Annotated in this window: 21 protein-coding genes and 1 pseudogene; 18 read left to right on the top strand and 4 right to left on the bottom strand. The window is 49.7% G+C overall.

Going from position 1 to position 26,466, the window contains the following annotated elements:
* Positions 1–60: 60 nt before the first annotated feature.
* The 13 genes from alaS to ACETK5_RS19870 all read left to right on the top strand — a co-directional run bounded on the left by alaS (position 61) and on the right by ACETK5_RS19870 (position 16,258).
* Positions 61–2,688, top strand: a complete 2,628-nt coding sequence (gene alaS / locus ACETK5_RS19930) for an alanine--tRNA ligase (protein ID WP_100535779.1) — start codon at positions 61–63, stop codon at positions 2,686–2,688.
* 217 nt (positions 2,689–2,905) lie between these two features.
* Positions 2,906–3,166, top strand: coding sequence for an IreB family regulatory phosphoprotein (locus ACETK5_RS19925; RefSeq protein WP_006208869.1), 261 nt, complete (start codon positions 2,906–2,908; stop codon positions 3,164–3,166).
* A gap of 12 nt (positions 3,167–3,178) precedes the next feature.
* The gene (ruvX, locus tag ACETK5_RS19920) at positions 3,179–3,592 is read left to right on the top strand and encodes a Holliday junction resolvase RuvX (RefSeq protein WP_100535780.1); all 414 of its coding nucleotides are present in this window, start codon (positions 3,179–3,181) and stop codon (positions 3,590–3,592) included.
* 17 nt (positions 3,593–3,609) lie between these two features.
* On the top strand, positions 3,610–3,912 hold the full coding sequence (locus tag ACETK5_RS19915; RefSeq protein WP_071222779.1) for a DUF1292 domain-containing protein: 303 nt from the start codon (positions 3,610–3,612) through the stop codon (positions 3,910–3,912).
* Positions 3,912–4,223: a DUF1292 domain-containing protein gene (locus tag ACETK5_RS19910; protein WP_174819256.1), complete on the top strand. Its 312-nt coding sequence runs from the start codon at positions 3,912–3,914 to the stop codon at positions 4,221–4,223. The genes ACETK5_RS19915 and ACETK5_RS19910 overlap by 1 nt, the downstream gene beginning before the upstream one ends.
* Positions 4,224–4,317: 94 nt before the next feature.
* Positions 4,318–5,361 (top strand): endolytic transglycosylase MltG, encoded by a 1,044-nt coding sequence (mltG, locus tag ACETK5_RS19905; protein ID WP_326117916.1) that lies wholly within the window; start codon positions 4,318–4,320, stop codon positions 5,359–5,361.
* A gap of 106 nt (positions 5,362–5,467) precedes the next feature.
* Complete coding sequence (locus ACETK5_RS19900; protein WP_394057265.1) at positions 5,468–6,400, top strand: peptidase U32 family protein; 933 nt, start codon at positions 5,468–5,470, stop codon at positions 6,398–6,400.
* Between the two features lie 12 nt (positions 6,401–6,412).
* Complete coding sequence (locus ACETK5_RS19895) at positions 6,413–7,756, top strand: peptidase U32 family protein (protein WP_394057263.1); 1,344 nt, start codon at positions 6,413–6,415, stop codon at positions 7,754–7,756.
* 216 nt (positions 7,757–7,972) lie between these two features.
* Positions 7,973–10,147 carry a methyl-accepting chemotaxis protein gene (locus tag ACETK5_RS19890; RefSeq protein WP_100535784.1) on the top strand — a complete coding sequence of 725 codons (2,175 nt, stop codon included), beginning with the start codon at positions 7,973–7,975 and terminating at the stop codon, positions 10,145–10,147.
* 259 nt (positions 10,148–10,406) lie between these two features.
* Positions 10,407–11,915 carry a spore germination protein gene (locus tag ACETK5_RS19885; RefSeq protein ID WP_394057262.1) on the top strand — a complete coding sequence of 503 codons (1,509 nt, stop codon included), beginning with the start codon at positions 10,407–10,409 and terminating at the stop codon, positions 11,913–11,915.
* 6 nt (positions 11,916–11,921) lie between these two features.
* On the top strand, positions 11,922–13,028 hold the full coding sequence (locus ACETK5_RS19880) for a GerAB/ArcD/ProY family transporter (protein WP_394057260.1): 1,107 nt from the start codon (positions 11,922–11,924) through the stop codon (positions 13,026–13,028).
* Complete coding sequence (locus tag ACETK5_RS19875; RefSeq protein WP_100535787.1) at positions 13,021–14,172, top strand: Ger(x)C family spore germination protein; 1,152 nt, start codon at positions 13,021–13,023, stop codon at positions 14,170–14,172. The genes ACETK5_RS19880 and ACETK5_RS19875 overlap by 8 nt, the downstream gene beginning before the upstream one ends.
* A 295-nt stretch (positions 14,173–14,467) precedes the next feature.
* Positions 14,468–16,258 (top strand): peptidoglycan D,D-transpeptidase FtsI family protein, encoded by a 1,791-nt coding sequence (locus ACETK5_RS19870; RefSeq protein WP_394057257.1) that lies wholly within the window; start codon positions 14,468–14,470, stop codon positions 16,256–16,258.
* On the opposite strand, the gene ACETK5_RS19865 is transcribed toward ACETK5_RS19870, so the two are convergent.
* Positions 16,207–17,370, bottom strand: a complete 1,164-nt coding sequence (locus ACETK5_RS19865; protein WP_100535789.1) for an AI-2E family transporter — start codon at positions 17,368–17,370, stop codon at positions 16,207–16,209. The two genes, ACETK5_RS19870 and ACETK5_RS19865, sit on opposite strands and share 52 nt — an antisense overlap.
* A 142-nt stretch (positions 17,371–17,512) precedes the next feature.
* Between ACETK5_RS19865 and ACETK5_RS19860 the strand changes: the two genes are divergently transcribed.
* Positions 17,513–18,895 (top strand): polysaccharide deacetylase family protein, encoded by a 1,383-nt coding sequence (locus tag ACETK5_RS19860; protein ID WP_100535790.1) that lies wholly within the window; start codon positions 17,513–17,515, stop codon positions 18,893–18,895.
* 130 nt (positions 18,896–19,025) lie between these two features.
* Here ACETK5_RS19860 and ilvD read toward each other — a convergent pair whose 3' ends face one another.
* Positions 19,026–20,714: a dihydroxy-acid dehydratase gene (gene ilvD / locus ACETK5_RS19855; RefSeq protein ID WP_100535791.1), complete on the bottom strand. Its 1,689-nt coding sequence runs from the start codon at positions 20,712–20,714 to the stop codon at positions 19,026–19,028.
* Between the two features lie 237 nt (positions 20,715–20,951).
* A pseudogene (locus ACETK5_RS19850) lies at positions 20,952–21,191 on the bottom strand (KGG domain-containing protein); the annotation flags it as partial.
* 209 nt (positions 21,192–21,400) lie between these two features.
* Between ACETK5_RS19850 and ACETK5_RS19845 the strand changes: the two are divergent.
* The 3 genes from ACETK5_RS19845 (at position 21,401) to mgrA (ending at position 24,098) form a co-directional block, all read left to right on the top strand.
* Positions 21,401–22,168, top strand: coding sequence for an HAD family hydrolase (locus tag ACETK5_RS19845; protein WP_100535793.1), 768 nt, complete (start codon positions 21,401–21,403; stop codon positions 22,166–22,168).
* Between the two features lie 37 nt (positions 22,169–22,205).
* A complete protein-coding gene (locus tag ACETK5_RS19840) occupies positions 22,206–22,958 on the top strand; it encodes an NAD-dependent protein deacylase (RefSeq protein WP_100535794.1) in 753 nt (250 codons plus the stop codon).
* Between the two features lie 123 nt (positions 22,959–23,081).
* The gene (gene mgrA / locus ACETK5_RS19835) at positions 23,082–24,098 is read left to right on the top strand and encodes an L-glyceraldehyde 3-phosphate reductase (protein WP_100539274.1); all 1,017 of its coding nucleotides are present in this window, start codon (positions 23,082–23,084) and stop codon (positions 24,096–24,098) included.
* Positions 24,099–24,232: 134 nt separating this feature from the next.
* Here mgrA and ACETK5_RS19830 read toward each other — a convergent pair whose 3' ends face one another.
* Positions 24,233–25,096 (bottom strand): AraC family transcriptional regulator, encoded by an 864-nt coding sequence (locus ACETK5_RS19830; RefSeq protein ID WP_100535795.1) that lies wholly within the window; start codon positions 25,094–25,096, stop codon positions 24,233–24,235.
* Between the two features lie 208 nt (positions 25,097–25,304).
* Here ACETK5_RS19830 and ACETK5_RS19825 point away from each other — a divergent pair, with 208 nt between their 5' ends.
* The gene (locus ACETK5_RS19825; protein ID WP_394057254.1) at positions 25,305–26,465 is read left to right on the top strand and encodes a galactokinase; all 1,161 of its coding nucleotides are present in this window, start codon (positions 25,305–25,307) and stop codon (positions 26,463–26,465) included.
* Position 26,466: the final 1 nt, after the last annotated feature.

Raw genomic sequence — 26,466 nt, 5'->3', positions numbered from 1 at the left:
TTTTTTGTGTTCGGAGCCAAGTGATCCGGGCCCTATATTATGACTGGAGGAAGTGTAGAGATGAAAGCTAGTGAAATCCGTTCCAAATGGCTAGAGTTTTTTGCAGAGAAAGGCCACAATATTGAGCCAAGTGCATCGCTTGTTCCGCACAATGACCCGTCCCTGCTCTGGATTAATGCAGGCATGGCTCCGCTCAAAGCTTATTTTGACGGGCGTGTGAAGCCGGAAAATCCGAGAATTGCGAACTCGCAGAAATGCATTCGGACCAATGATATTGAGAATGTCGGCAAAACCCGTCGTCACCATACATTTTTCGAAATGTTAGGCAACTTCTCCATCGGGGATTACTTTAAGGAAGAGGTTATCACCTGGGCTTGGGAATTCCTGACGGACAAGAAATGGATCGGATTCGATCCGGAGAAGCTGTCCGTTACTGTGTATCCGGAAGACGAGGAAGCCTACAAATTGTGGAACGAAAAAATCGGTCTCCCGAAGGAACGCATCATTAAGCTGCAGGATAACTTCTGGGATATCGGCGAAGGACCGTGCGGACCTTGTACCGAGATTTTCTATGATCGTGGAGAAGGATACGACACGGATGCTCCGGAATCCGAAATGTTTCCTGGCGGTGAGAATGAACGCTGGCTCGAAGTATGGAACCTTGTATTTTCCCAGTTCAACCACAACAAGGACGGCAGCTACACACCGCTTCCGAACAAGAACATAGATACGGGTGCGGGGCTCGAGCGCTTTGCTTCCATCCTGCAAAACGTGGCGTCCAACTTCGATACCGACCTGTTCCAGCCGATCATCCAGAAGACGGCAGAGCTTGCCGGCGTTAAATACAATGAGAAGACGGAATACGATATCGCGCTGAAAGTCATTGCAGATCATATCCGTACGGTTGCATTTGCAGTTGGCGATGGCGTGCTGCCTTCCAACGAAGGACGCGGCTATGTCATCCGTCGTTTGCTCCGCCGTGCGGTTCGTTACGGAAAGGTGCTCGGGCTGGACAAACCATTCATGTATACTTTGACCGGAACCGTAGGCGATATTATGGGCGTATACTACCCAGAGGTCGTTGAGAAGCGCGCCTTCATCGAAAAGGTCATTGCAACGGAAGAAGAACAGTTCCACAAAACGCTCTCTGACGGCTTGAACATTTTGGCTGACGTCAGCGCAGAAGCGAAGAAGCAGGGCAAATCGGTAATTAGCGGCAGCGACGCCTTCAAATTGTATGATACGTATGGCTTCCCATTTGATTTAACGGAGGATTATGCGTCCGAACACGGATTGACCGTGGACCGTGAAGGCTTTGATGCCGCGATGAAGGAACAGCGTGACCGTGCGCGTGCGGCTCGTCATGAAACGGAAAGCATGAAGGTCCAAGGCGGCGTTCTTTCCGATTATACGGTTAAAAGTGAATTTGTTGGATATAATGACACCGTCAGCGAGGCTAAAGTGCTCGCCATTGTTTCCGGTGACAGCTTCGCAGACAGCGTCAGTGAAGGCGAGACTTGTCAGGTCATTCTGGACGTGACCCCGTTCTATGCCGAAAGCGGCGGCCAGGTCAGCGATCAGGGGATTTTGGAAGGCGGATCCGTTCGTGCCAGAGTGGAAGGTCTCTTCAAGGCTCCGCATGGACAGCATGTGCATTTCGTAACCGTGGAGCTCGGCGAGCTTAAAGTGGGCGATACGGTCAAGGCGCAGGTGGACTCCGCCATGCGCAATGATATTGTCAAGAACCATACAGCCACACATCTTTTGCATAAAGCTTTGAAGGAAGTGCTGGGCGATCATGTCAATCAGGCAGGTTCCCTTGTTGAACCACAGCGTCTGCGCTTCGACTTCTCCCACTTCGGCAGCATTACGCAGGAGGAGCTCGCCGATATTGAGCGCCGCGTAAATGAACAGGTATGGAAGAGCATTCCGGTCGTTATCGAGCGCAAGGCCATTGACGAAGCGAAGGCGATGGGTGCCATGGCATTGTTCGGCGAGAAATACGGGGACATCGTCCGTGTTGTCCAGGTCGGGGATTACAGCATTGAGCTGTGCGGCGGATGCCATGTAGGCAATACCTCCCAGATCGGAATCTTCAAGCTGCTTGGAGAGAGCGGCATCGGCTCCGGCGTTCGCCGCATTGAAGCCGTAACGGGACGCTACGCTTATGAGCATCTGGAGGGGCAAATGGACCTGCTCAAGCAAGCCGCCGGCTTGTTGAAGAGCAATCTTGCAGACGTGCCGAAGCGGATCGAGGGCCTGAACCAACAGGTGAAGGATCTTGCCCGGGAGAACGAGTCCCTGCAAGGCAAACTGGGAGCAATTGAGGCTAGCCAGTTGACCGATAAAGTGAAGCAGGTCGGGAACACGTCGCTGCTTGCAGCTGAAGTACAGGCTGGCAGCATGGACGGACTCCGCGGCATTGCTGACGAATTGAAGGGCAAGCTGCCGGAGACCATCCTGGTGCTCGGCTCCAAAGCGGGCGACAAGGTGAATTTCGTCGTAGCCGTTCCGCAGGACCTGGTGAAGCAGGGCTATCATGCCGGCAAGCTTGTGAAAGAAGTGGCTTCGATATGCGGCGGAGGCGGCGGAGGCCGTCCTGATATGGCGCAAGCCGGAGGCAAGGATGCTTCCAAACTAGCCCAGGCGCTGCAGCATGCTGAGGATCTCATAGCCCAGGGCGTGTAACAGATTTGTCCAGATTGTGTACAGCAAGCCATAGTAAGCGGGATCCAACATTTTGCTGTACACAATCCTGAATTTTTTGGAACACTCTCTAAATATTTCGCTTTCGATTTCCGTAGAGACTTAGGATTATGTTATGATATAACTAGATCAAGCTGGTAAATATTTATTCGACGAAGCATGGTAAACATGTTCTTTGAAGAAGCGAGGTGTGTCACACATGGACTCCATGGATAAGACAGTCAAGTTCAATGTAAAAGGTGATGAAAAGGAGGCTTCCGCCCAGGACATTCTACTTTCGGTATACGATTCGCTGGTAGAGAAGGAATACAATCCGATTAACCAAATCGTAGGGTATCTTCTGTCCGGGGATCCCGCTTATATACCTCGGCACAATAATGCCAGAAGTTTGATCCGGAAAAAAGAGCGAGATGAATTGATTGAAGAACTGGTCCGGTTCTATTTAGCCAGTCACCGTTAGGAGCACACAGGGATGAAGAAGATCATGGGATTAGATTACGGGGACCGCAGAATCGGTGTTGCCATAAGCGACGCGTTCGGATGGACGGCCCAAGGGGTTGAAGTTATCGAGCGCCGCCGTGATGAAGGCGAACTGGACAGAATTGCCACCCTCGTCAAAGACAACGAGGTCGGTGAAATTGTGGTCGGCTTGCCTAAAAATATGAACGGCACGATTGGTCCGCGGGGCGAAATCTGCATGGAATTCGCAAGTACATTGCGAGAGTCCCTATCCTTACCCGTTCACCTTTGGGATGAACGGCTATCAACAGTATCCGCTGAAAGGACATTGCTTGAAGCCGATGTCAGCCGAAAGAAGCGAAAACAGGTTGTAGATAAAATGGCGGCAAGCTTGATTTTGCAAAACTACTTGGATTCTAAAAGGTAAAGGTGAGGGTGATTACAATGGCTAATGAGCATATTGGTATGGAAGAAGAACCGGAAATTATTTATATTCCCGACGATGAAGGCAACGAGGAAGAATTCGAAGTCATCATGAAATTCGAAGTGGATGGCTCGGATGCTAAATATATGATGGTCGTACCAAGGGAGTCTGCCGACGAAGAGACAGACGAGGTCTACGCCTTCCGTTATGAGGAAGACGGAGACGACTTGAAATTGTTTATGATTGAAGACGATGAAGAATGGGCCATTGTTGAAGAAACCTTCAATACGCTCGTGGAAGAGCTGGACGGGAGAGACGAATGATGTCTGATTTTTCGGTTGAGAATATCGTATGGACCCAAGTACTTAAGGAAGCATTCGGTGAGAGTGTAGAGCTTGAGGACGATAAAGGCCATATCGAGGTTTATGATATTGCCGCCGAATTTGAAGTGGATGGTCAAGGGTATGCCATTCTGGTTCAGCCGGATCGAACCGATGAGGAGTACGAGGTGCTCCGTATCGTCAAGGGCGAGGACGGCGGATTGCAGCTGGCAACCATTGATGACGACGAGGAATGGGAGAATGTGTCGGAGCTTTATGATGAGCTGACGTTTCCCGAAGGAGACGAGGATTAAGTTCTCTCCTGCAGGAGCACATGCTTAATTTTCAAATGAAAGTTCAGGAAGGGGCGGAGCTGTCCGCCCCTTTTGGTGTGAAGGGATGAGTAGATTGAAGAAACTGGCAATAGCAGTATTGGTCCTGATCCTAGTTGCGGGCGGGGCCGTATTCTACGTATGGAATGGTTTACAGCCCGTTCAAAGCTCGGAAACTCCTGTCGAATTCACCGTGGAGTCCGGCATGAGCACGTCCTCTATCGCCGATCTGCTTGAGGAAAAGGGACTGATCAAGAATGCCCTTATACTTAAAGGTTATTTAAAGCTTAGCGGGGAAGGAAGCCGTCTGATGGCAGGGACCTATGAGGCAACCCCAGGCACTCCGTTCAAGGAACTGTTATCGAAGATGAACAAAGGCGAAGTGAAGCCCGAGGAGATGGTTCGTTTCACGATCCCTGAGGGGTATACGATCCTTCAGATGGCAGAGACCATCGCGAAAGAGAGCGGAATCGATGAGAAGGAATTTCTGAAAGTTGTGGATCAGCCTACCGGCTGGGATGTTCCGATTGCGGGAGAAATTCCCCAAGAAGCACATCTCAGGCATCATCTCGAGGGATACTTGTTCCCTGCGACCTATGAATTGCCGAAGAAGGATATCACGGCAAAAGGCATTGTCGAAACCATGCTGAAAGAAACGGAGAAACGTTTGGCCGATATTCCGGGTTGGGAGAGTCAATTGGAGGCTCGCGGCGTAACGTTCCATGAACTCATGACCATCGCTTCACTGGTGGAGCGCGAAGTGGTTGCAGATCAGGAGCGCGCCCTGGTGGCCGGCGTTATTTATAATCGATTGGAAGAGGATATGAGGCTGGAAATCGATGCCACGGTTCAATATCTGTTAGATAAACCGAAGGAACGGTTGCTTTATGCCGACCTCGAGGTTGAGAGCCCGTATAACACGTATCGTCAAAAGGGTTTGCCGCCTGGGCCCATCTCAAGCCCGAGCCTGGAATCCATTCAGGCTGCCCTGAATCCGGAGAAATCCGATTATTTGTTCTATGTGACAAAGAAAGACGGTACACAAGAGCATCTGTTTGCCAAAACGTATAAAGAGCATTTGAAGAATATCGAGACCAGCAAGAAGATGGCACAACAATAATATCACGTGTTGAGCAAGTCCCCTGATACGCTGGTGACAAGGAACAGATCCAGCTGTACTCAGAAGAGTCTTGTTGTACAACCTCTAACTAGGGAGGAATTTTTAAATGAGTATCAAACCTGAATTATTAGCGGCAGCCGGGTCCGTGGCTGATGCTGCTGCTTACCTGAAAGCGGGAGCCGATGCACTGCTTGTCGGCGAGGATCGATTCGGCATGAGATTGCCTGGCAGTCTGACATTGGACGAAATAACGCAAGTTGTACAGCTTGCACACGAACGAGGAAGTAAAGTATACGTAAGCTTGAACAATTTGATGACAAATGATTTGCTGCCCGAGCTCCCCGCCTATGTTAAGACGCTCGGAGAAATCGGCGTTGATGCGGTGGAATTTAACGATCCCTCCGTGCTCACTACCGTAAAAGAGCTGGCTCCACAGGTCAAACTTCATTGGAATGCAGAAATGACCGCCACCAACTATTCAACGGCCAATTATTGGGGAAGCAAAGGCGCCTCCCGGGTTATTCTTGCGCGTGAATTAAATATGGACGAGGTAACGGACATGAAGCCGCAGCTTCAGCTGGAAGCACAGGTTCAGGTTCATGGCATGACCAACATCTATCATTCCAAGCGGCGCCTGGTGAACAGCTATATGCAGCATCAGGGCAGACCCGTGAATGAAGGCAGCCTTGGCAAGGAGCGCGGTTTGTTTCTCATTGAAGCTGAGCGTCAAGAAGAGAAGTATCCGATCTATGAGGATATCAACGGAACCCATATTATGAGCTCGGAGGATATTTGCATTCTGGAGGATTTGCATCTGTTAATGGCAGCAGGCATGGACAGCTTTAAGGTGGAGACGCTGCTGAAGCCGCGGCATTACAATGAGCTGGTGATTCGAACCTATCGTCAAGCGATTGATTTATATGCTGCAGATGCTTCCACTTATGCATTTCAGGAAGAGTGGATGGACGGAATCCGTGCGATTCAGGATCCGGAACGTGAATTGTCGTTTGGATTTTTCTATAAGGAACAAGTTTATTAAGGAGTGGACAGCATGGAAGCAATGGCACAGCCAAAATACAAGGGCAAACGCTATCGCCTGGACAAGCCGGAATTGCTCGCCCCGGCTGGTAATTTGGAAAAATTGAAATTTGCGGTGCATTATGGCGCCGATGCAGTTTATATTGGGGGGCAGAAATACGGCCTTCGTTCAAATGCAGACAACTTCAGCTTTGAAGAAATGAAAGAAGGCGTGGAGTTCGCCAAGAAATACGGCGCCAAAGTTTTTGTGGCCACCAACATCTATGCGCATAATGAGGACATTGAGGGAATTGAATCCTACCTGCGAAGTTTGGAGGAAGCAGGCATTGCGGCAATCATCGCTGCAGATCCGGCTATTATTGAGGTGGCTAAACGTGCTGCGCCCAAGCTCGAAGTTCATCTGAGCACACAGCAATCCACACTTAATTGGCAGGCCGTGAAGTTCTGGAAGGACGAAGGATTGCCGCGGGTCGTACTGGGACGCGAGGCGAGCCTGGAGGAGATCGCAGCGATTAAAGAGCATGTCGACATTGAGATCGAGGCCTTTATCCATGGCGCGATGTGCTCTTCGTTTTCCGGTCGCTGCGTGTTGTCCAATCATTTTACGGATCGTGATTCCAACCGGGGCGGATGCTGCCAATCCTGCCGTTGGAAATACGATTTGTTTGTAGATGAAAGAGAAGAGCAAGGCCAGTGGGTATCGGAAGAGCAGCAGTTGATGGAGCAGCCGGCCCCTGCACCGTCCCCATTCCAACCGGGCGTTACGCAAATCCCGCTGTTCCAGCCGGAGGACAACCAGTTTACGATGGGGTCGAAGGATCTCTGCATGCTCGAGCATATTCCGGATCTGATTGAGGTGGGAATCGACAGCTTCAAGATTGAAGGACGGATGAAATCGATCCATTACGTAGCGACTGTGGTCAATGTATATCGACAAGCCATTGATTTCTATATGGCTGACCCTGATCAATATGTATTGAAGCCGGAATGGATTGAGGAAATCAATAAAGCGGCCAACCGACCGCTGAATACCGGATTTTTCTATGATACACCGGACCATGAGGATCATATCTATGAACCCGAAGAGAAGGCGGTTCCTTATGACTTCGCCGGATTGGTGATGGAGTATGATGAGAAATCGGGAACGGCCGTCATTCAGCAGCGGAACCACTTTAAGCCCGGGGATGAAATCGAGTTCTTCGGACCGGAAGGAACCTTCTTTAAGCAGGCAGTTGGTCCTATCGGAGATGAGAATGGCAATGAGCTCGATGCAGCTCGTCATCCTTTGCAGCTTATTCGCATGAAGGTGGATCAGCCGGTGCGTCACTTTGATATGATGAGAAAACGTAAAGGGTAATAAAAATACAGTTCTTAAGAACTACACAATTGAGAATCCGGGTCTGTGGATGGACCTCGGATTCTTTTTGTTTGTAAAAAAATTAGGGATTAGGAATTATTTTTTTGCGAAAAGCCAAAGGAAAACACCTCCAATTGTCGAAATAAAGAGTAACGAATACGTTTCAAGGGATTGGACCGACGTATTAATAATATGATTGTGGTAGGTGAACAGCTAATGTCAGAAGTTGAGCAGCATGATAAGAAACCGAAGAAGGACAAGAAGCCCGGAGGAATCAAAGAGAAAAAGAAAAAACCTTCGGCATCAACAGGGATACATACTGCCAAGTCGTTTTTTTCAAACGTGGGAACGGCTATAGGCCGGATGCCGATGAACCCGGCGAAATCCGTCGGTATCCGGTTGTTCCTGATCTTTTTGTCAGCGATTGTATTTTTTGTGATCGTCTTGGGTTATCTGTCGTACGATAAGGCGAAGAGCACGATTGAGAAGAATGCTGCGAACGGCAATCAGCAGACGATCATTCAAACCTCTGAGAAAATCGACATCATTCTGGAGAAGTATGAGAATGCCGGTAGACAAATCTTCTATGACATTGAATTGCAGAAGTTATTGTCGGAGTACACGGATAAAAAATTAAGCGATTACGATTCGTTTACGGTGGAACGCAGCATTCGGGATAAACTATCCAATCAGATCACATCGGATTCGTCGATCAGAGCCATATATCTGATTCCTACCAAGGGAGAGAAGATCATATCGGCAGGTCAGGCCTCGGAATCCTCCAAAACCGTCCTTGAGCAAAGCTGGTATACCGAACTGAAGGAAGGCGACAAGAAGATTATGTGGCTGCCAACGATGCAGAACAGCGGAGCTCCATATTTCACGATTGCCCGTTCTTTGGGGTCTATGAATGATCTAACTTCAACGTATGTGGTTATGTTTGAACTTAACGCCTCGGTGCTGGATACGCAGCTGAAGGGAATCAACCTGGGCGAGAACGGCCAACTGCAATTGATCAGTCCGGAAGGCATCGTTGTTTCCTCCAGCGAGTCCTCCATTGTGGGTTCGGAAACCGCCTGGACGTTTGCGAAGGAGTTCCCGGCCGACACCAAAACGGATGACGTAAGAACGAAGGATGAGCAAGGAAGAAATGTGCTGGCGGTTTATAATACGCTGAACACCAACGATTGGAAGCTCGTAGGTTCTGTCCAAACCAGCGAGCTCACGAAGGATGCGTCCAGCATACTGGTCATCACGCTTATCGTGGCTGCCATCGACGTTATCTTTGCCATTCTGATCGGGATTTGGATGGTAAGAATGATTGCCCGTCCGTTAGGCAAGCTTAACCTGTTGATGAAGGAAGGCGCCAAAGGCAACTTGAATGTTCGTACAGACCATAAGAGTCAGGATGAAATCGGTCAGCTCTCCGCAAGCTTTAACGATATGATGGAGCAGATCACCGGGCTCGTGCAGCAAACGAGCAATACCGCTCAGGAAGTGCTTAGAACGGCAACCGAGTTAAGCGATGCCTCGAAGAAGACGGCTATTTCCGCCAAAGAAATTGCCGTAGCTACCGAGGAAATTGCCAACGGTGCCAGCAGTCTGGCGGTAGAAGCCGAACGCGGCAGCGATCTGACCAACAACATCTCGAAGCAGATGCAAATGGTCGTTTCAGCCAACGAAGAGATGGGCAAATCGGCCCGTCACGTGGAAAGCGCGAGTGAGCTTGGAACGAAGCATTTGAGTGACTTGCTGGATAAGACCCATCAGACCGAGGATATGACCCGCTCGATGATGCACAAGGTCGATGGCTTGAAGGAGACGACTTCATCGGTTGTCAAAGTGCTTGACGTACTTCAGAACATTACGAAGCAAACGAATATCCTCTCATTGAATGCAACAATCGAAGCGGCCCGCGCTGGGGCGGCTGGCAGAGGCTTCATGGTCGTGGCCGATGAAATCCGTCAGTTGGCAGACCAATCCAGACAATCCATCGATATGGTCAGCCAGATTACCGATCGCATCATGACCGAGATGAATGAGACCGTGCAGGTGTTGCTGGATGCGAACCCACTCTTCAAAGGACAGATGAATGCTGTTAAGGAAACGAACGATATCTTCGTATCCGTTCAGCAGCAGATGGTCGACTTTATCGAGTCCTTGGATTCGGTAACGCATTCGATTGATGAACTGAATGAATCTCAGAATGTACTTTCGGAAGCGATGAGTAATGTGAGCGCGGTAGCCGAGGAATCCTCTGCAACTTCGGAAGAGGTGGCTTCTCTCTCCACAGAGCAGCAAAGCGTCAGCAGTCAGCTGGTTAATCTATCATCGCAGCTGGAGAATGTATCGAATGAACTGAAAGAGACCTTGTCTCGTTTTAGACTGTAAGATTGATTGCATAATTCAAAGGCTGTTCCATCAGTTTAAGCTGATGGGGCAGCCTTTTTTTCAGATTACAGAATGTATAAGCTTTCAGCGAAGCGAAAGCCATTCTGTATTCGCATTTATAGGTTGGGGGCCCCGCAAAGTATATGGAATAAGCATAAGAAGCATAGGCTCCACTTTGCGCGGCTATTTTCCATACCGGATAAAAATAACTTTCAGGGGAAATGATAACAAAGAATATGGTTGAAGGAGTCGAGGTCACTTGAATACAAGGCAGCCTGGTCATACACCTGAATTCCTGTCAACGAATCTTAAAGAAAACCTGAAAACATTTAGCTTGTTACTCAACGATCCTAGCGACCTCACCACGAAAGTGCTGCAGGTTGGAGGGAGCACTTATACCTCTGCTATTGTCAGCCTCGAGGGGTTATCTGATCCATTGTTGATTAAGGAGCAGATTATCCAGCCGATCCAGCATAATCAGGAACTCTCCCAGGAATCCATGATGAATACTCATATGATGCTCCATGAGATTGAGAACCGGATGATATCTCCGCAGATCACCAAACGAACGAGACGCTGGGATGAAGTCATTCCAGTCATACTGTCGGGCGATACGGTTCTCATGTTGGAGGGGACGGATGAGGTCTTACTGATCAAGAGCCGGAAGTGGCCGGCACGCAGTATTGAGGAGCCTCAAACGGAAGCGCTGGTTCGCGGTCCGAGAGTAGGATTCACGGAGAGTATCTACACCAACATCTCCTTGCTGCGAAGACATATTCGTGAGCCTAATCTGACGATCGAGCCCCACACCATCGGCAGGCGGTCGAATCAGTCACTTGCGGTCGTCTATATGAAAGGGCTGACGAATCCGGATCTGATCAAAGAAGTTAACCGCAGGCTGAAGTCACTGGATCTTGATTATGCCCCTGAATCCGGGACGGTTGAGCAATGGATTGAAGACAGCTTTTTATCGCCGTTTCCTCAGATTCTGAATACCGAACGACCTGATAAAGTGACATCAGCATTGCTGCAGGGAAAAGTTGCGATTTTGCTGGATGGTACCCCCTTTGCGCTTCTTCTTCCTTTTACTTTCGTTTCTCTGTTACATTCCCCCGAAGATTATTATGAACGATGGAGTATTGGCTCGCTAATACGTTTGCTGCGCCTTGCGGCTATCGGAATTACCTTGTTTCTACCCGCGCTGTATATTGCCATTCTGTCTTTTCATCCTGGGATGATCCCATTTAAGCTCGTATTCTCGATTGCTGCTTCTCGGGAAGGGGTACCCTTTCCTGCGGTGATCGAAGCCTTACTGATGGAGGTTACACTGGAATTGCTGCGTGAAGCGGGAATCCGCCTACCCAAGCCGATAGGTCAGACGATTGGCATTGTCGGTGGGCTTGTAATAGGCGAGGCTGCGGTTCAGGCGGGGATCGTGAGCCCGATTATGGTTATCATTGTGGCTCTGACAGCGATATCGTCTTTTGCCATTCCGTCATACAGCGCAGGCATATCTTTTCGAATGCTGCCCTTTGCGATCATGATTGCTGCAAGCTTTCTGGGACTGTATGGGATTGTGCTGACCTTTATCATGATCTGTATCCACTTGATGAGGCTGCATAGCTTTGGAATCCCATATCTGAGCCCCGTTGCTCCCTCTGTTCAGCACGATTGGAAGGATATGTTCATCCGCGTGCCGGTGACTTGGCTTACGCGCAGACCTTTATTTATGAAGCCCCAAGACATCCATCGGGCAAAAAAGCGGTGATTCGAAATGAACCATAACCAACTAAGTAATCAAACGATTGGCAGTAAAGAGATTGTATATTCAGTTAGCAATATGTTGATAGGGCTCGGGATCCTTACGCTCCCCAATACGATTGCAAGGAATACCCTTTTCTCGGATGGCTGGATGTCGATCATGCTCGGCGGCATGATCGCTCTTGGATTTGCATGGGCGATCGGGACGTTGGCTTCGAGGTTTCCCGGTAAAAATTATCATACGATGGCAACGATCATCATGAATCGAAAAGCAGCCCATGTGGTGACGCTGCTGATCAGTCTTTACCTCTTGTTGTTTGTCAGTTATCAAGTGCGCGGGGTATCCACAATCACGAGACTATATCTATTTGATAACACGCCAGAGGAAATCATCGGTTTGGTTTACTTACTAGTGCTCATCTACGCTGTCGCGGGGCCAAGCATCGCTTTGCTGCGCTTGAATCTGATTTTTTTCCCCATCGTTGTATCGATCATGCTGCTCATCGTTTTCTTGAATCTCGGAAGTTTAAACGTGCATTATCTGTTACCTGTGTTTAAAACCGATTGGAAAAAAATCATTATCACTTCAAAGGATACGGTATTCTCCTATTTAGGGCTGGAGATCATGCTGTTCTATAACATTTACGTTGTTAGGAAAAGCAAGCTTCTCGGTTCCATCTTCCGGGGGGTATTGATACCCATCTTGATCTACTTCATTATTTTCGTTTTTGTCATTGGCGTTTTTGGACCGATGGTGGTCTCCAATACGCTGTATCCGTTAGCCGAATTGGCTAAAGAGGTTGAGGTCCCTGGAGGGATATTTGAACGGTTTGAATTTTTCTTTTTTGTCATCTGGCTGATGACGTTATTCAGCACGAATGCGATGGCGTTTGATGTAGCTTTACTGGCACTGGAATCCGTGTTCCCTAAATATCGTAGATTTACGATGATCCTTGTTATGGCACCGATCCTGTTCATCCTCGGTTTATTGCCAAGCACACTTCGAGAGCTCAATGTATTTGCCGAATGGATCAGTTATATGGGAATTGGATTCGCTTGGGTGCTTCCGGCTCTGCTGCTTTTGGTGGCCAAGGTTCGGGGGGTGAAGGGTGATGGCTAGCATGCTTCGGATCCTCATCGTGTTCATGCTGGTGTGGCCTATCGCAGGCTGCTGGGACCGCATAGAAATTGAGGAGCGTGGATTTGTAGTAGGTACTGCCCTTGATGCAGCAGAGGGTGGACAAATTAAGCTTACATTTCAAATTGTCGTGCCTACGCAGATGAAAGGGTCCAGCGGCCAGAAGAATGAGGGAGGAAGCCCTTTTATCAATCTGTCCGCAACGGCGGACAGCGTCTTCAAGGCGGCGCGGAAGATGTCGAATGAGATCAGCCGCTCTCCTTATCTTGCCCATAACCAAGTAATCATCATCTCGGAGGGGCTGGTTGGAACGGAGCACGTAGGTGATGTACTGGATTTATTCGTCAGGGATCCGGAGAACCGAAGAGCTTCCAATATTATGGTTGCTCATGGAGAGGCAAGCAAGATACTGGAGATCCATTCGAAAATTGAAACCTTGCCCGTGCAATACATTCGTTCAACGCAAGAGAATAAAGACAAGAGTGAATCCATCACGCCTCCTACCAATATTGGGGAGCTGCATAATTTTCTGTTATCCAAGTCCAGTTATGCACTACCCAAGGTTTCCATCACGGAAGATGACAGAATATCCACCAGTGGTGCCGCAGTGTTTAACGGTGAGAACTACGAGTTCAAAGGCTTTCTGGACAATGATGAAACCACGGGCCGCAATATGATGCAAGGAACGGTTAAAACAGCATCATTGGAACTTGTTGTTCAAGGCAAGCAGCTCGTTTATGAGGTCAGGGAATTCAACCGGATCGTTCGCGTTCATTTGGATGACCGGGGACTTCCTGAGTTTCATGTTGAAATTTCGGTCAGAGGCAATATTGGGGAATCAGAGCTGGATGAGAATGAAAACCTACGCGAATTAAACGGAGAAATCAAACGCAAGGCAGAGCAACGGATCAAGCAAATTGCCATGGACGTTATTCTTAAGGCGCAGAACGATTATAAAACCGACTTCCTGGGATTTTGGAAAAAATGCCAAGAGCGTGAATATGGCACATGGATGCGTTATAAGAATGACTGGGACCGTGGTCGAAATATATTTTCGCAATGCAAGATTCATGTGAACGTTGACGCAAAAGTCAGAACCATTGGAACCATTACCGGTACCGAATAAGAAAAGAGGGCAAATGATGGACCTTCGCTACGATCTTTTGTTAAATCCGCTTGTAATAATATGCTCGCTGCTGCTCATCATTGTTCCTTTCACCCTGTTCAAAATAAATCAGTATTTGCATAAATATGGTGACCCGCCCTGGAAGCAACCAAAGAAACCGGATTAAAAGTCAATGTTTTAATCAAGAGTGGTCTTTTTTTGGAGAGCTCATTTTTGGTAGAGAAGTGAACGTGATTGAGTCAGGTTCCATATGGAAATAATGATGAGACCATAGACCATATTGGAGGAGCAAGACATGAGGCTTATCCGCAATAAGCGAATTACATACGGATGGCTGATACTGACGATTTTAATTGCCGTTTTGACGCTGCGTCTTGGATGGGTACAACTCGTGATGAAGCATCAGCGGGTTCCCGGCAGCAAGCATACGATGGTAGAGGCATCGCTGATACAGAGGGAGCGGGGCATTGTGCTGGATTCCGGTCGCGGACATTTTACGGATCGGAACGGAAAACCGCTCACGGGCAAACTCATCTGGGCAGCCGTGTTGTTTCCTGCTGGCGAGAAGGAACTGAAGAATTTCCATAAACAGTTAGTGAAGCTGGCCCGTATACTGGGAACGAATAAGGATCATTTGATACAGACTTGGGGCAAGTTAAAGGAGCCAGAATTGTGGCATGGAGACAACTCCCTCATTCCTCGTTCCTTAACCAAAGATCAGATAACGCAGATTCAAGAACTTGAACTACCTAAACTCAAGGTTCTTCCTTATGAGCAGCGGTACGGCCATCGCCAATCGGGAATGCAGTGGCTTGGTTTTGTGTCCGGTCAGCGTAAGGAAAGCCTGTTCTTTGACGATGATCCGGAGGTCACCGGAACCAGTGGATTGGAGAAAACGATGGATTCATTGATACGGGGACAAGGGCCGACTATCGTCTATTTTCCGGTTAACAGCACCAATGAAGTCATTCAGGATATCAAGCCGATGGTGAAGGCGCCTGACAATCGGTACTATCCGTTACGGGTAACCACCACGATTGATATCGATATTCAACAAGGGATTGAGGCCATAACGGAGAAAGCGGGCATGAAAGAAGGGGCGGTTGTTGTACTGGATGCCCGAAATGCGGACATCGTGGCCATGGTTTCCAGACCCTTCTACGATCCGGAGCAGATTCACCCGAAGGATGGTCAGTGGGAGAACCGCGGGTTGAAAGCAGCCACGCCAGGGTCCATCTTCAAGTTAGTCACGGCTGCAGCCATACTTGACAATGGGTTAAGCTCTGAAGGTGAACACTTCCATTGTGATGGCGAATACGGTAAGTTCGGAATGTCCTGCTGGAAAAAGGGAGGGCATGGAACGATTGATCTTCGTGAAGGCTTCGCGGAGTCATGCAACGTCGTATTTGCTGCACTTGCGGAGAGATTATCTGCTCAGCAAATGGCGGAGGCGGCCTCCGCGCTGGGTTTCGGGCAAACGGTAGGTTGGAAATCCCAGCAGTTTCTGGGGCTCCGTTCCTTCGCGCCATTGGATCATGAAGAGAAGGGCACGGTATTTTCCAGTTCTGTGGACGCCTCTGATGCAGGTGTCAGGGTTCAGACAGGCATAGGCCAAAGAGACGCTGCCGTATCCCCGCTGCAAGCTGCTAATGCGATAGTAACGCTCCTTCATGGCGGGGTGAAGACCAAGCCCCGTATTTTACAGCAGATCCGGTATGCTAACGGCCAGTTGCTTCAAGATACGGATCCGCTAAAGGAGCAAACATCAGGAAAGGGGATTTCCCGTGAAACCTCTTCCATCCTGCTCGAGTGGATGAAGGATGTTGTCGAAGAGGGAACTGGCAGCTCATTAAAAAATCGCAAATGGACTCTTGCCGGTAAATCCGGAACGGCTCAGGTAACAGTAAAAGGCCGTCCCCGAAACAACCAGTGGTTTGTCGGGTACGGCCCAGTGGAGAAGCCACGTTATGCCGTGGCTGTATTGGTTGAGAATCGGAGCCCGAACAGCAGCAATCAGGCAACCGACGTATTCGGTCAGGTTTCCGATTTCTTGGCTTCGGTTGAATCGGCCTCCGGCTCTGCGTAAGAGCGGGACATGTCCCAAGGGGACACATCGAATTCTTCGCTCGGCAGCCGGATCCACTGCTTCAGATATCCTTGGGTAAGCAATTCCTTGATGAGAATCAGCAGGATGGGAGCCAGGATCAAACCGGCAACTCCAAAAATGGACAGCGAGATCATCATGAAGGACAGCATCAGAAATGCAGAGGATACGCCGATCGAGTTACCTGTAATTTTTGGCTCAAGCAGCTGTCTGGAAATCACAACTACGGCAAGCAGTACGATCAAGCCAATGGCAAGCCCGGTGTTGCCGACGATGAACAAATAGGTAATCCACGGAATAAGAATAACGGGAACACCCAGCAGCGGCAGTACATCGAACACAGCGCAGATGAGCGCAACGGACAAGGAATTTCCCGTACCTAATATTAAGAGTCCTATGTATACAATGACAAAGGTAATGCTGACCAGCTTCATCTGGGCTTTTAAATACGAGCCAATCGCCTTGAATACATTTTCCTTGAGGAAAACAAAAGCCGTCTTGAGGGTCTTTGGCGTCTTGTCTTTGGCAATTCTCCGCCAGCTGCCGATCTCAATGCTCAGGAAGAAGGCAAGGATGATCGCAACCCCGAAATTAGCGATGAACGAGGAGAACGACCCCATAAAGCCAACGACATAATGGAAGAACGACTCGGCTGCACCCTGGGCAAAAGTGGTAATGTCCTGAAAATAACCGTTCAGACGGTCGGTCAGATCCGGTGGCAGCGCGTCGAGCTTGGATTGGAGAAACATCAGGCTCTCTGAGAAATGCTTCTGGATTGTTTTGGTATAACCCGGCAAATTATCCTGCAGATTCATGAACTGCGATACGATGAGCGCCCCGGCTCCGAACAGGATGCCCAGGATAACGAGCAGGAAGAGCAGAACGGATATCGCGGCGGCAAACGGTTTTGGCAGCCCCCTGCGGTGCAAGAATTTGGAGAAAGGCTCGATAATCAGGAAAACGAGGAAAGATAAAAACACCGGAGCCGCAATTTGGTACAGCTTGCTGAATATGAACATGATCAGGTAAACCGTAAGCACGATTAAACCTATATCGAAGGCGGTTCTCCAATATTTTTTATACAAGGGAAGCATAGTGGGATATCGGCTCCTTTATACTTTATTAATTGATATCATTGTACACGATTTGTGAAAAAAAAGCCTATTTCTTTAAGTGCTATGCTAAAATAATAATAGTGGGTTCATTAGAAAAAGAAATAAAAAGCGGGGAGTAAGCATGCAAACATTACTGCTATGGTTGTTTTACCTTTCATCTTTTTATGCATTCATTCCCGGCATCTTGACCCGGATATTTGGTTTCCGAGTATTTCGCAGGGGAACAGGCTCGAACGACTTCGCCTTAACCTTTGATGATGGTCCTGATCCGTTCTATACACCAAGACTGCTGGATCTTTTGAAGCAGTATAATATGAAGGCGACGTTTTTCCTGGTGGGTTCTCATGCCGAGAAACATCCAGAAGTTGTAAAACGCATTCATAGTGAAGGTCATCTGATCGGGATTCACAACTATGTTCACAAGAGCAATTGGTTTATGCGGCCGGTCACCGTCCGTAAACAAGTCAAGCGCACGGATGATATTATTTACTCCATCACCGGTGAACGTTCGAGTTATTACAGACCGCCATGGGGAATCGTGAATTTATTCGATTTTGCCAAGAATACCGGCTGCCGCATTATCCTATGGTCGTCGATGTTTAATGATTGGCGGAGCAAGATTGGCGCCGACAAGCTAACGCAGCGAATGCTTGCCAAGCTTAGCGGTGGCGAGGTCATGCTCCTTCATGACTGCGGCACGACGATGGGGGCGAACCCCGATGCACCAGAGCAAATGCTGATCGCGTTGGAACGTGTTCTCAAAGTCGCAGAGCAGAAGGGAATGAGAAGCATCCGAATCGACGACATGATGGCGAAGGAAAGCAAAGCAAAAGCGAAGAAGCTGTCTCCTCTCAAGCGTATGATCGTCTCGTTGTGGCTTTTGTGGGAAAAAGGATTTCATGCGGTATTTGCACTCGAAACGGTTACTCCGGCAGATCCGATGCTGCATTTCCGGAAGCGTGCTTTTACCGGTAAAACGGTTGTGATGGAAGATGGCAGCCGGCTTGAAAAGGGAGACCAGGTGCTGGAGCTCCATTTTGATAACAAAAAATTGTTCGAGATCGGCAGCCGCTCCCGTTCGGAAGTACAGCTCGCCATCAAAATGATTCGTGCCGTGCAGAAAGACCTGCCTTCTATGGCTAATATGGTATTGGAACGGCCCGAGTACAAGGATATCAAGGGATTGTATGCTGTAACCATGATTTCACGGGGACCGGAGCAATTCGGATTTCTTGTCATGGATTTACCGCGGGGACTGTTTGCCAGCTCGTCCAGACTTTATCTGAAACTGCTGCTTAGCGTCATCCACCCGAAAGGGCAGGCCCGTCTTAAAGAGGGCAGTCATATCATGGAGCCGAAGATGCTCATGATGCCGGTGGATGTTCTGATCGGGCGTTACGCTGAGAAGAAGAGTCAGCTTCAGCCTCCATCCGAGGAGCAGCAGGAAATACAACAGGAACATGTGGGTGACCTGGCGGTTGCCAGTGCATCGCAGGGCATGTAGTTCATCGAACCGATTTGTTTACTGTTATTATGTATGGATTATCTCTAAGATGTAATTAGGATATAAAAAAGGGGTTATCCCCGCAGGCTTACCAATGCCTGCGAGGGATAACCCCTTTGCTTTGTATGAGTTAGATTTTCAATACGCCGCCTGAGCTGGCGTTCGTCACAAGCTTCGAGTAGCGAGCGAGATAACCGGTCTTTACCTTCGGTTCGAAGTCAACCCATTTGCTGCGGCGTACAGCCATTTCCTCATCGGAAACGTCCAGCAATTGTATGGTCCGGTTATTCAGGTCAAGCTCAATGATATCTCCGTCTTCAACGAAAGCGATAGGTCCGCCTTCTGCCGCTTCCGGCGAGATATGCCCGATGCTGATGCCACGGGAAGCACCGGAGAAGCGTCCGTCTGTGATCAGACCGACTTTAGCTCCAAGCCCCATACCTGCAATCTGGGAGGTCGGCGCCAGCATTTCCGGCATGCCCGGTCCGCCCTTCGGCCCTTCATAACGAATGACAACCACGTGACCTTCCTTGACCTTGCCGTTGGCAATACCGCTAAGCGCTTCATCCTGCGAGTTAAAGCAGATGGCAGGCCCTTTATGGTATCCGCCAACCGATGGATCAACGGCACCGACTTTGATGATCGAGCCTTCTGGAGCCAGATTACCATACAGTACTGCGAGACCACCGCGCTCGGAATACGGGGAATCGATCGGATGGATGACGTTCTGATCCTGGATTTCACAGCCCGCTACGTTCTCGGCCAGCGTCTTGCCTGTTACGGTGATGCAATCCCCATGCAGTGCGCCCGGCTTCTTGAGAAGCTCATGCAGAACCGCGCTCACACCGCCCGCCAAGTGTACGTCTTCAATAAAGTAATCCGAAGCTGGAGCCAGCTTGGAGATGTGAGGAACGCGGTCAGCAACTTCATTGATCCGCTCCAGCGGGTAATCGAGACCGGCTTCTTGAGCGAGAGCCAGCGTATGAAGCACCGTGTTGGTGGAGCCGCCCATCGCCATATCCAGCGCAAACGCGTTGTCGATCGCTTCAACGGTAACGATATCACGCGGCTTGAGGTCCATTTTTACGAGCTCCATCAATTGTTTGGCGGATTGTCTAACGAATTCTTTGCGCTCTTCGGCGATGGCAAGAATGGTACCATTGCCTGGGAGAGCCAGACCAAGCGCCTCGGCGAGACAGTTCATGGAGTTGGCGGTAAACATGCCGGAGCAGGATCCGCAGGTTGGACAACCGAATTGTTCCAATTCCAGGAGCTCATCATCATTGATTTTGCCGACCTGGTGAGCGCCCACGCCTTCAAATACGGAGGTCAGGGACAATTTACGGCCTTTGCTGTCCACGCCGGCTTTCATCGGTCCGCCGCTGACAAACACCGTCGGAATATTAACGCGCAGGGCACCCATCAGCATGCCGGGCGTAATTTTGTCACAGTTCGGGATACATACCATACCATCGAACCAGTGAGCGGATACGACGGTTTCCAAGGAGTCCGCTATGATCTCGCGGCTTGGCAGCGAGTAGCGCATGCCGATATGTCCCATGGCAATTCCGTCATCCACGCCGATGGTGTTGAATTCGAACGGAACGCCGCCGGCCTCACGGATCGCTTCCTTCACGATTTTACCGAATTCCTGTAGATGCACATGACCTGGAACGATGTCGATGTAAGAGTTACATACGGCGATAAACGGTTTGCCGAAATCCTCTTCCTTAACGCCTGCTGCACGCAGAAGGCTGCGGTGCGGCGCGCGGTCAAAGCCTTTTTTGATCATGTCTGAACGCATTTTTTTGGTTGTCATGATGTCGATTTCCCCCCAGATCTATTATAAAATTGTTACGCTTTAGCGCGGTCTTCCGGCAAAGCAGCCGGGTACCTGTAAACAGCGAATAGGTTTTAAATGAGTCTATCACAAAAAGGTAGGTTTTTCTACATGATATTAATAGGAAGCGATGGAAAGAAGCCTGTCGCGATGGCATGTAAAGAGCCTGCTCCCCTAGGGCGGGAACAGGCTTCTTTTTGAGTGATGATGCTATTTCTTGCCGCCTTTGCGGCCAATTTCCTGATAGAATTCACGATTATGATTCCGCGAGGTAGCTTCGCCGCCCTTTTGACCGATCTCCTGGTAAAACTCGCGGCTATGGTTCTTGGACGTCGCTTTGCCGCCTTTTTTGCCGATTTCCTGGTAGAATTCTCGGCTATGCTTTTTCGCGGTCGCTTCGCCGCCAAGACGTCCTGCTTCTTCGCGGGTCATCTTTCGATTGCTGCTGTTTGCCATCACAAATCACTCCTTTACCGTCGTATTTGCTATGCGTATATGTTACTTACCACGGCTTATTTGTCATGAATCAAAACATTCGACTAAAGATTGGTAAATTTCCATATCGGATCGATTTCTGAATCCCAGCGTTAATTCCGTTTAAATCAGAGTTTATTTCATGGTTTAATAAGAGTATGATCAAGAATAGGATAGGGAGGTTTTTTACATTGCCGTTTGTTCAAGTGAAGGGACGAACCGTTCCCTGCAAAGGGATTTTGTTTGATAAAGACGGAACGCTGCTCCATTTCATGGCGCTGTGGGGAGGATGGGCCGATTATGTGCTCAAATTCATGGAGGAACGGCTGGAATTAATGGGAGCCGGCTTCACGCTGCCGAAAGAGCAGGTGCTGGGCACAAATCATGATGCTAACGGGCGGGTGTCGGGTTACGATGTTCAGGGTCCGCTCGCCATGGGCACCGTGGAGGAGACAAACGGGCTGCTAGCCTGGCAGCTGTATGCTGCGGGAATGCCCTGGAACGAGGCAATTATGCAGGTCCATCAAATTACGAAAAATGCCATGTATGAAGTTCGTCAGCAGAAGCCGGCATTCCCGATGCCGGGGCTTGAGAATTTTCTGAAGAAGTGTAGCTTGGCTTCCGTGAAGATGGCCGTGGTTACTTCGGATGATACTTCAAATGCCGTGGAGCAGTTGGAGTGGATGGGGCTTCACTCTTCCTTTACGGCCATTTTGGGAAGAGATCAGGTTCGAAACGGCAAGCCGCACCCGGAAATGACGGAGACTGCATGCCGACTGCTTGGGATTATGCCCGAGGAAGCGGTGGTGATCGGTGACAGCAACGCGGATATGCAAATGGCGAAGCAAGCAGGCGCCGCTCTGGCTGTGGGTTTATTGACAGATGAAGGGGAACCTGTACATCTGACAGATGCCGATGTCGTCATATCCGATTATAATGAATTAGACGTGCACAGGTAGACGTGTTATTTTAAGGGCTGTACGGAGGTGTAAAAGAGTGGAGAACAGGGAAAAAATCGAGCAGTTGGCAACATGGATCGAAGCGAGCGACTACATTGTTTTTTTCGGGGGAGCCGGTACCTCCACGGAGAGCGGGATTCCTGACTTCCGTTCGGCAGCCGGACTATACCAGAGCGAGCACCAATCTCCGTATCCGCCGGAGGTCATGCTCAGCCACACTTTTTTCATGAAGCATCCGGAAGTGTTCTACGACTTTTACCGAAGCAAGATGCTTCACCCGCATGCACAGCCGAACGGCTGTCACCGTCTATTGTCGAGACTGGAACATGACGGTAAGCTGAAGGCGGTGATTACGCAAAATATCGACGGTTTGCATCAGACCGCAGGATGTTCCGAGGTGTTGGAGCTTCATGGCTCTGTGCATCGCAATTATTGCATGGATTGCTCCAGGCACTACAGCCTGCAGGATATTCTGGACATCAAGGAAACCGTCCCGCGCTGCAAGGATTGCGGAGGGCTGGTGAGGCCGGATGTTGTACTGTATGAAGAGGAATTGGACCAGAACATCATCATGCGCTCGATTCAGGAAATATCGACGGCGGATTTATTGATTATTGGCGGGACTTCCCTGACGGTACACCCCGCTGCGAGTTTGATATCCTATTTTCATGGAAGCAAGGTAGCTTTGCTGAATGCAGATCCAACCCCTTACGATCACCGGGCAGGCCTCTTGATTGCGGATCGGATCGGTCAGGTCATGACGCAGGTGGATAAGCTGATCCGTACGTAACGGCGACAGCGGAGGCGTGCTGCTGCATCTATGTCTGTAATCGTTTTCTTGTCAAAGGACGTTCAAACACGTTAAGATGGAATTTAGCAATGGACCTATCACTTAGAGAGGCAGGGATTGCAAGTGACCTATGTGGCTAGTGAAGACCGCTATGAAGGAATGAAGTATAACCGCGTGGGGCGATCCGGATTGAAACTTCCGGCGATCTCCCTTGGATTATGGCATAATTTCGGTGGTGTCGACTCGTATGAAAACGGGCGTAATATGATTACGCGCTCCTTCGATCTGGGCATTACCCACTTCGATCTGGCGAACAATTACGGACCGCCTGCAGGCTCTGCCGAAGAGACGTTCGGTAAAGTTCTCTCAAGGGATCTTAAGGCTTACCGTGATGAAATCGTCATTTCGTCCAAAGCGGGCTATTATATGTGGCCGGGACCCTACGGTGACTTCGGGTCGCGCAAATATCTGGTAGCAAGTCTCGATCAGAGCTTGAAACGAATGGGCCTGGACTACGTCGATATTTTCTATCATCATCGGATGGATCCGGAAACGCCGCTGGAGGAAACCATGGCAGCCCTGGATCATCTTGTTCGTTCAGGCAAGGCGCTTTATGTTGGAGTATCCAATTATTCGCCGGAGAAGACGCGGGAAGCGATATCGATTCTGAAAAGCCTGGGAACTCCGCTGCTCATCCATCAACCAAGCTATTCCATGCTGGATCGCTGGGTGGAGAACGGATTACTCGATTGTCTGGAAGAGAACGGGGTCGGAAGCATCGCATTCACTCCGCTTGCTCAAGGACTCCTCACCAACAAGTATTTGAACGGCGTGCCTGGCGATTCACGCGCCGCAAGTGCATCCGTATTCTTGAACGAAAGCAATATCACCCCCGAGGTGCTGCGCAAGATCAGAGCTTTGAACCAAATCGCCCAAGCGCGGAACCAGAGTCTCGCCCAATTTGCCCTCGCCTGGGTCCTCCGTGGCGGCAGGGTGACATCTGCTTTGATCGGGGCAAGCAAGGTGAGCCAGATCGAAGACAATGTGGCTGCCTTGAACAACCTGGAGTTCTCGAAGGAAGAACTGGATCGCATTGAAGCGATCCTGAAAACGGAAAACGCCTCTTCTGCAGAGGGGTAGATCATGTACCATTTATGAATGGATTTTGAACAGAATATCATAGATACCAACATACATGAATGGAGCGCCTCAGGATGATTACAGACCTGACAGGCGCTCCTTTTTCGTTTAGATCTATCGGGCAGACGATATCGTTAAGTATGTGCGGATGATGAGAGGATATCCTTGCGGTACCGCGTCGGGGATCGGCCGACGAGACGCTTGAACTGACGCGAGAAATAGAGCGGATCGGTGAGCCCGACGGATGCGGAAACCTGCTCGATGGACAAGTCGGGACGTTCGCGCAGCAGCCGCTTGGATTGGTCGATTCTTAATTTAAGCAGATACGTAATCGGAGTCATGCCCGTTTCCTGCTTGAAGATGCGCGACAGGTACGCGCGGTTGTAGCCCAGGCTTGCGCACATTTGTTCAATCGAGACGGGATGAGCGTATTGAGAAGCCATGTAATTGATCATCTGCTTCACCGTACGCTGAACCTGCGGTTCTGCCAGCGTTAAACGGGACGGCCGATCACTCCGATTCATGATCTCAGCCCAGATTAAATGCAGATAACCGATGGCAGCGATATGGGAGCTTTCTTCCCTGGATTGAAAATGGCTTTGAATGAGGGACACATAGCCGGGAATCGGATTGTTCTCCATGAGATGGAGAACAGGCTTATCTTGTGTGAGTCCCGAATGGTATACGCCTTCGCCGGCGTGTTCTCCATCAAAGGCGACCCACCGGTAACGCCAGGGATGGCTCGCATCGGATACATAACTGACAATTTGGCCGGGATGGATCAGGAAGCAGTCGCCGGGGCCAAGCTGATACCTGTCGGTTTCGGTTCGAAATACGCCATGTCCCGACTCGATGATATGCAATAAGTAATGATCGTATATTTTCGGCCCCAATGCATGTTCCGGCCGGGTCTGGCTCTCGCCGGCGAATCGGACGTGGAGCGAACCGCTGCCTTGCTGCGCAGGATTGGAAGCAACAGAATAGGTTGGTTTCATCATTCATTTTCCTTTACAATAAGTTTGGGAAAAAGAGGAACTGCGGGGTCATCGTTGATTTTATAAATTCATTGTACCCCCGGAAGTCACATAAATCCATATGTAACGCACAAGATTTCATTATCGGTTAACGAGATTTCCATTATACTGAAGACAGTAAAACTACCATATGTACAGGATGGAGTGATGGGCAGTGACGACGCAACAGCTTATGGAAAGATTTATGGACAAGCACGGTGAGAGTCAGCATAAGGTTCGCATATTTAACGCGCCCGGACGCGTGAATCTGATCGGGGAACACTTGGATTACAACGGGGGTTATGTGCTTCCGGCAGCCTTGGAGTTTGGCACAACCTTGATTATCAGACCGCGTGACGATAACAAGGTGAGCTTTTCATCCACCAATATCCCCTATGAACTAACAATCAGCCTGGATGAGGATTATGGCTACAAAAGCGATCAATGGACGGATTACCCGGTCGGCGTCATAACGGAGCTGAATAAAATCGGCTGCACTCTTAGCAGCGGCTACGACCTGCTCTACCATGGGGATATCCCGAACGGCGCGGGCCTCTCGTCCTCGGCGTCCATCGAAGTGGTCACGGCTTACGCCTTCTTGAAAATGGAAGGCAAGGAGACGGATACGGTGGAGATCGCGAAGCTTTCGCAGCGGGTGGAGAACTTGTTCGTCGGCGTCAACTCCGGCATTATGGATCAATTCGCCGTAGCCAACGGCAAGCAGGATCATGCCATTCTGTTAATGTGCGATACGCTGGAGTATGAGCTGGTGCCTTTCCGAACCGGAGCATACAAAATCGTGATTTCGAATACCAACAAACGGCGCGGACTCGTCGATTCCAAATACAATGAACGCCGCAGCGAGTGCGACCGCGCTTTGGAAATTTTGCAGAAGGAGCTGCCGGCGTTATCGTATCTCGCTCAACTGAATCCGGATCAATTCGTAACCTTGCAGGACAGCATCCGCGATGAAACGGTCCGAAGACGCGCCCAGCATGTCGTCGAGGAAAACCAGCGTGTGCATGATTCCGTGGAGGCCTTGAAGAACGGTGATCTGGAAGCATTCGGACAATACATGAACCAGTCCCATGACTCTTTGCGTTATCTGTACGAAGTTACGGGCGACGAGTTGGATGCGCTGGTGGAAGAAGCTCAGCGGATTCCGGGTACGATCGGTTCCAGAATGACCGGAGCCGGCTTTGGAGGCTGCACGGTATCCCTCGTACACGAGGACGCGGTGGAACGTTTCATCGCGGAAGTGGGACAGCAGTACGAAGCCAGAACGGGACTGAAGCCCGACTTCTACGTATGTGGCGTAGGTCAAGGCGTGCATGAAGTGAAGGAGGGCGAATAAT

The organism is Paenibacillus ilasis, assembly GCF_043195395.1.
In the GTDB taxonomy this organism is placed as follows: Bacteria; Bacillota; Bacilli; order Paenibacillales; family Paenibacillaceae; genus Paenibacillus_AQ; species Paenibacillus_AQ lautus.
Note: the sequence above shows the minus strand (reverse complement) of the source record. Positions and strands in the feature narration are given on the sequence as shown.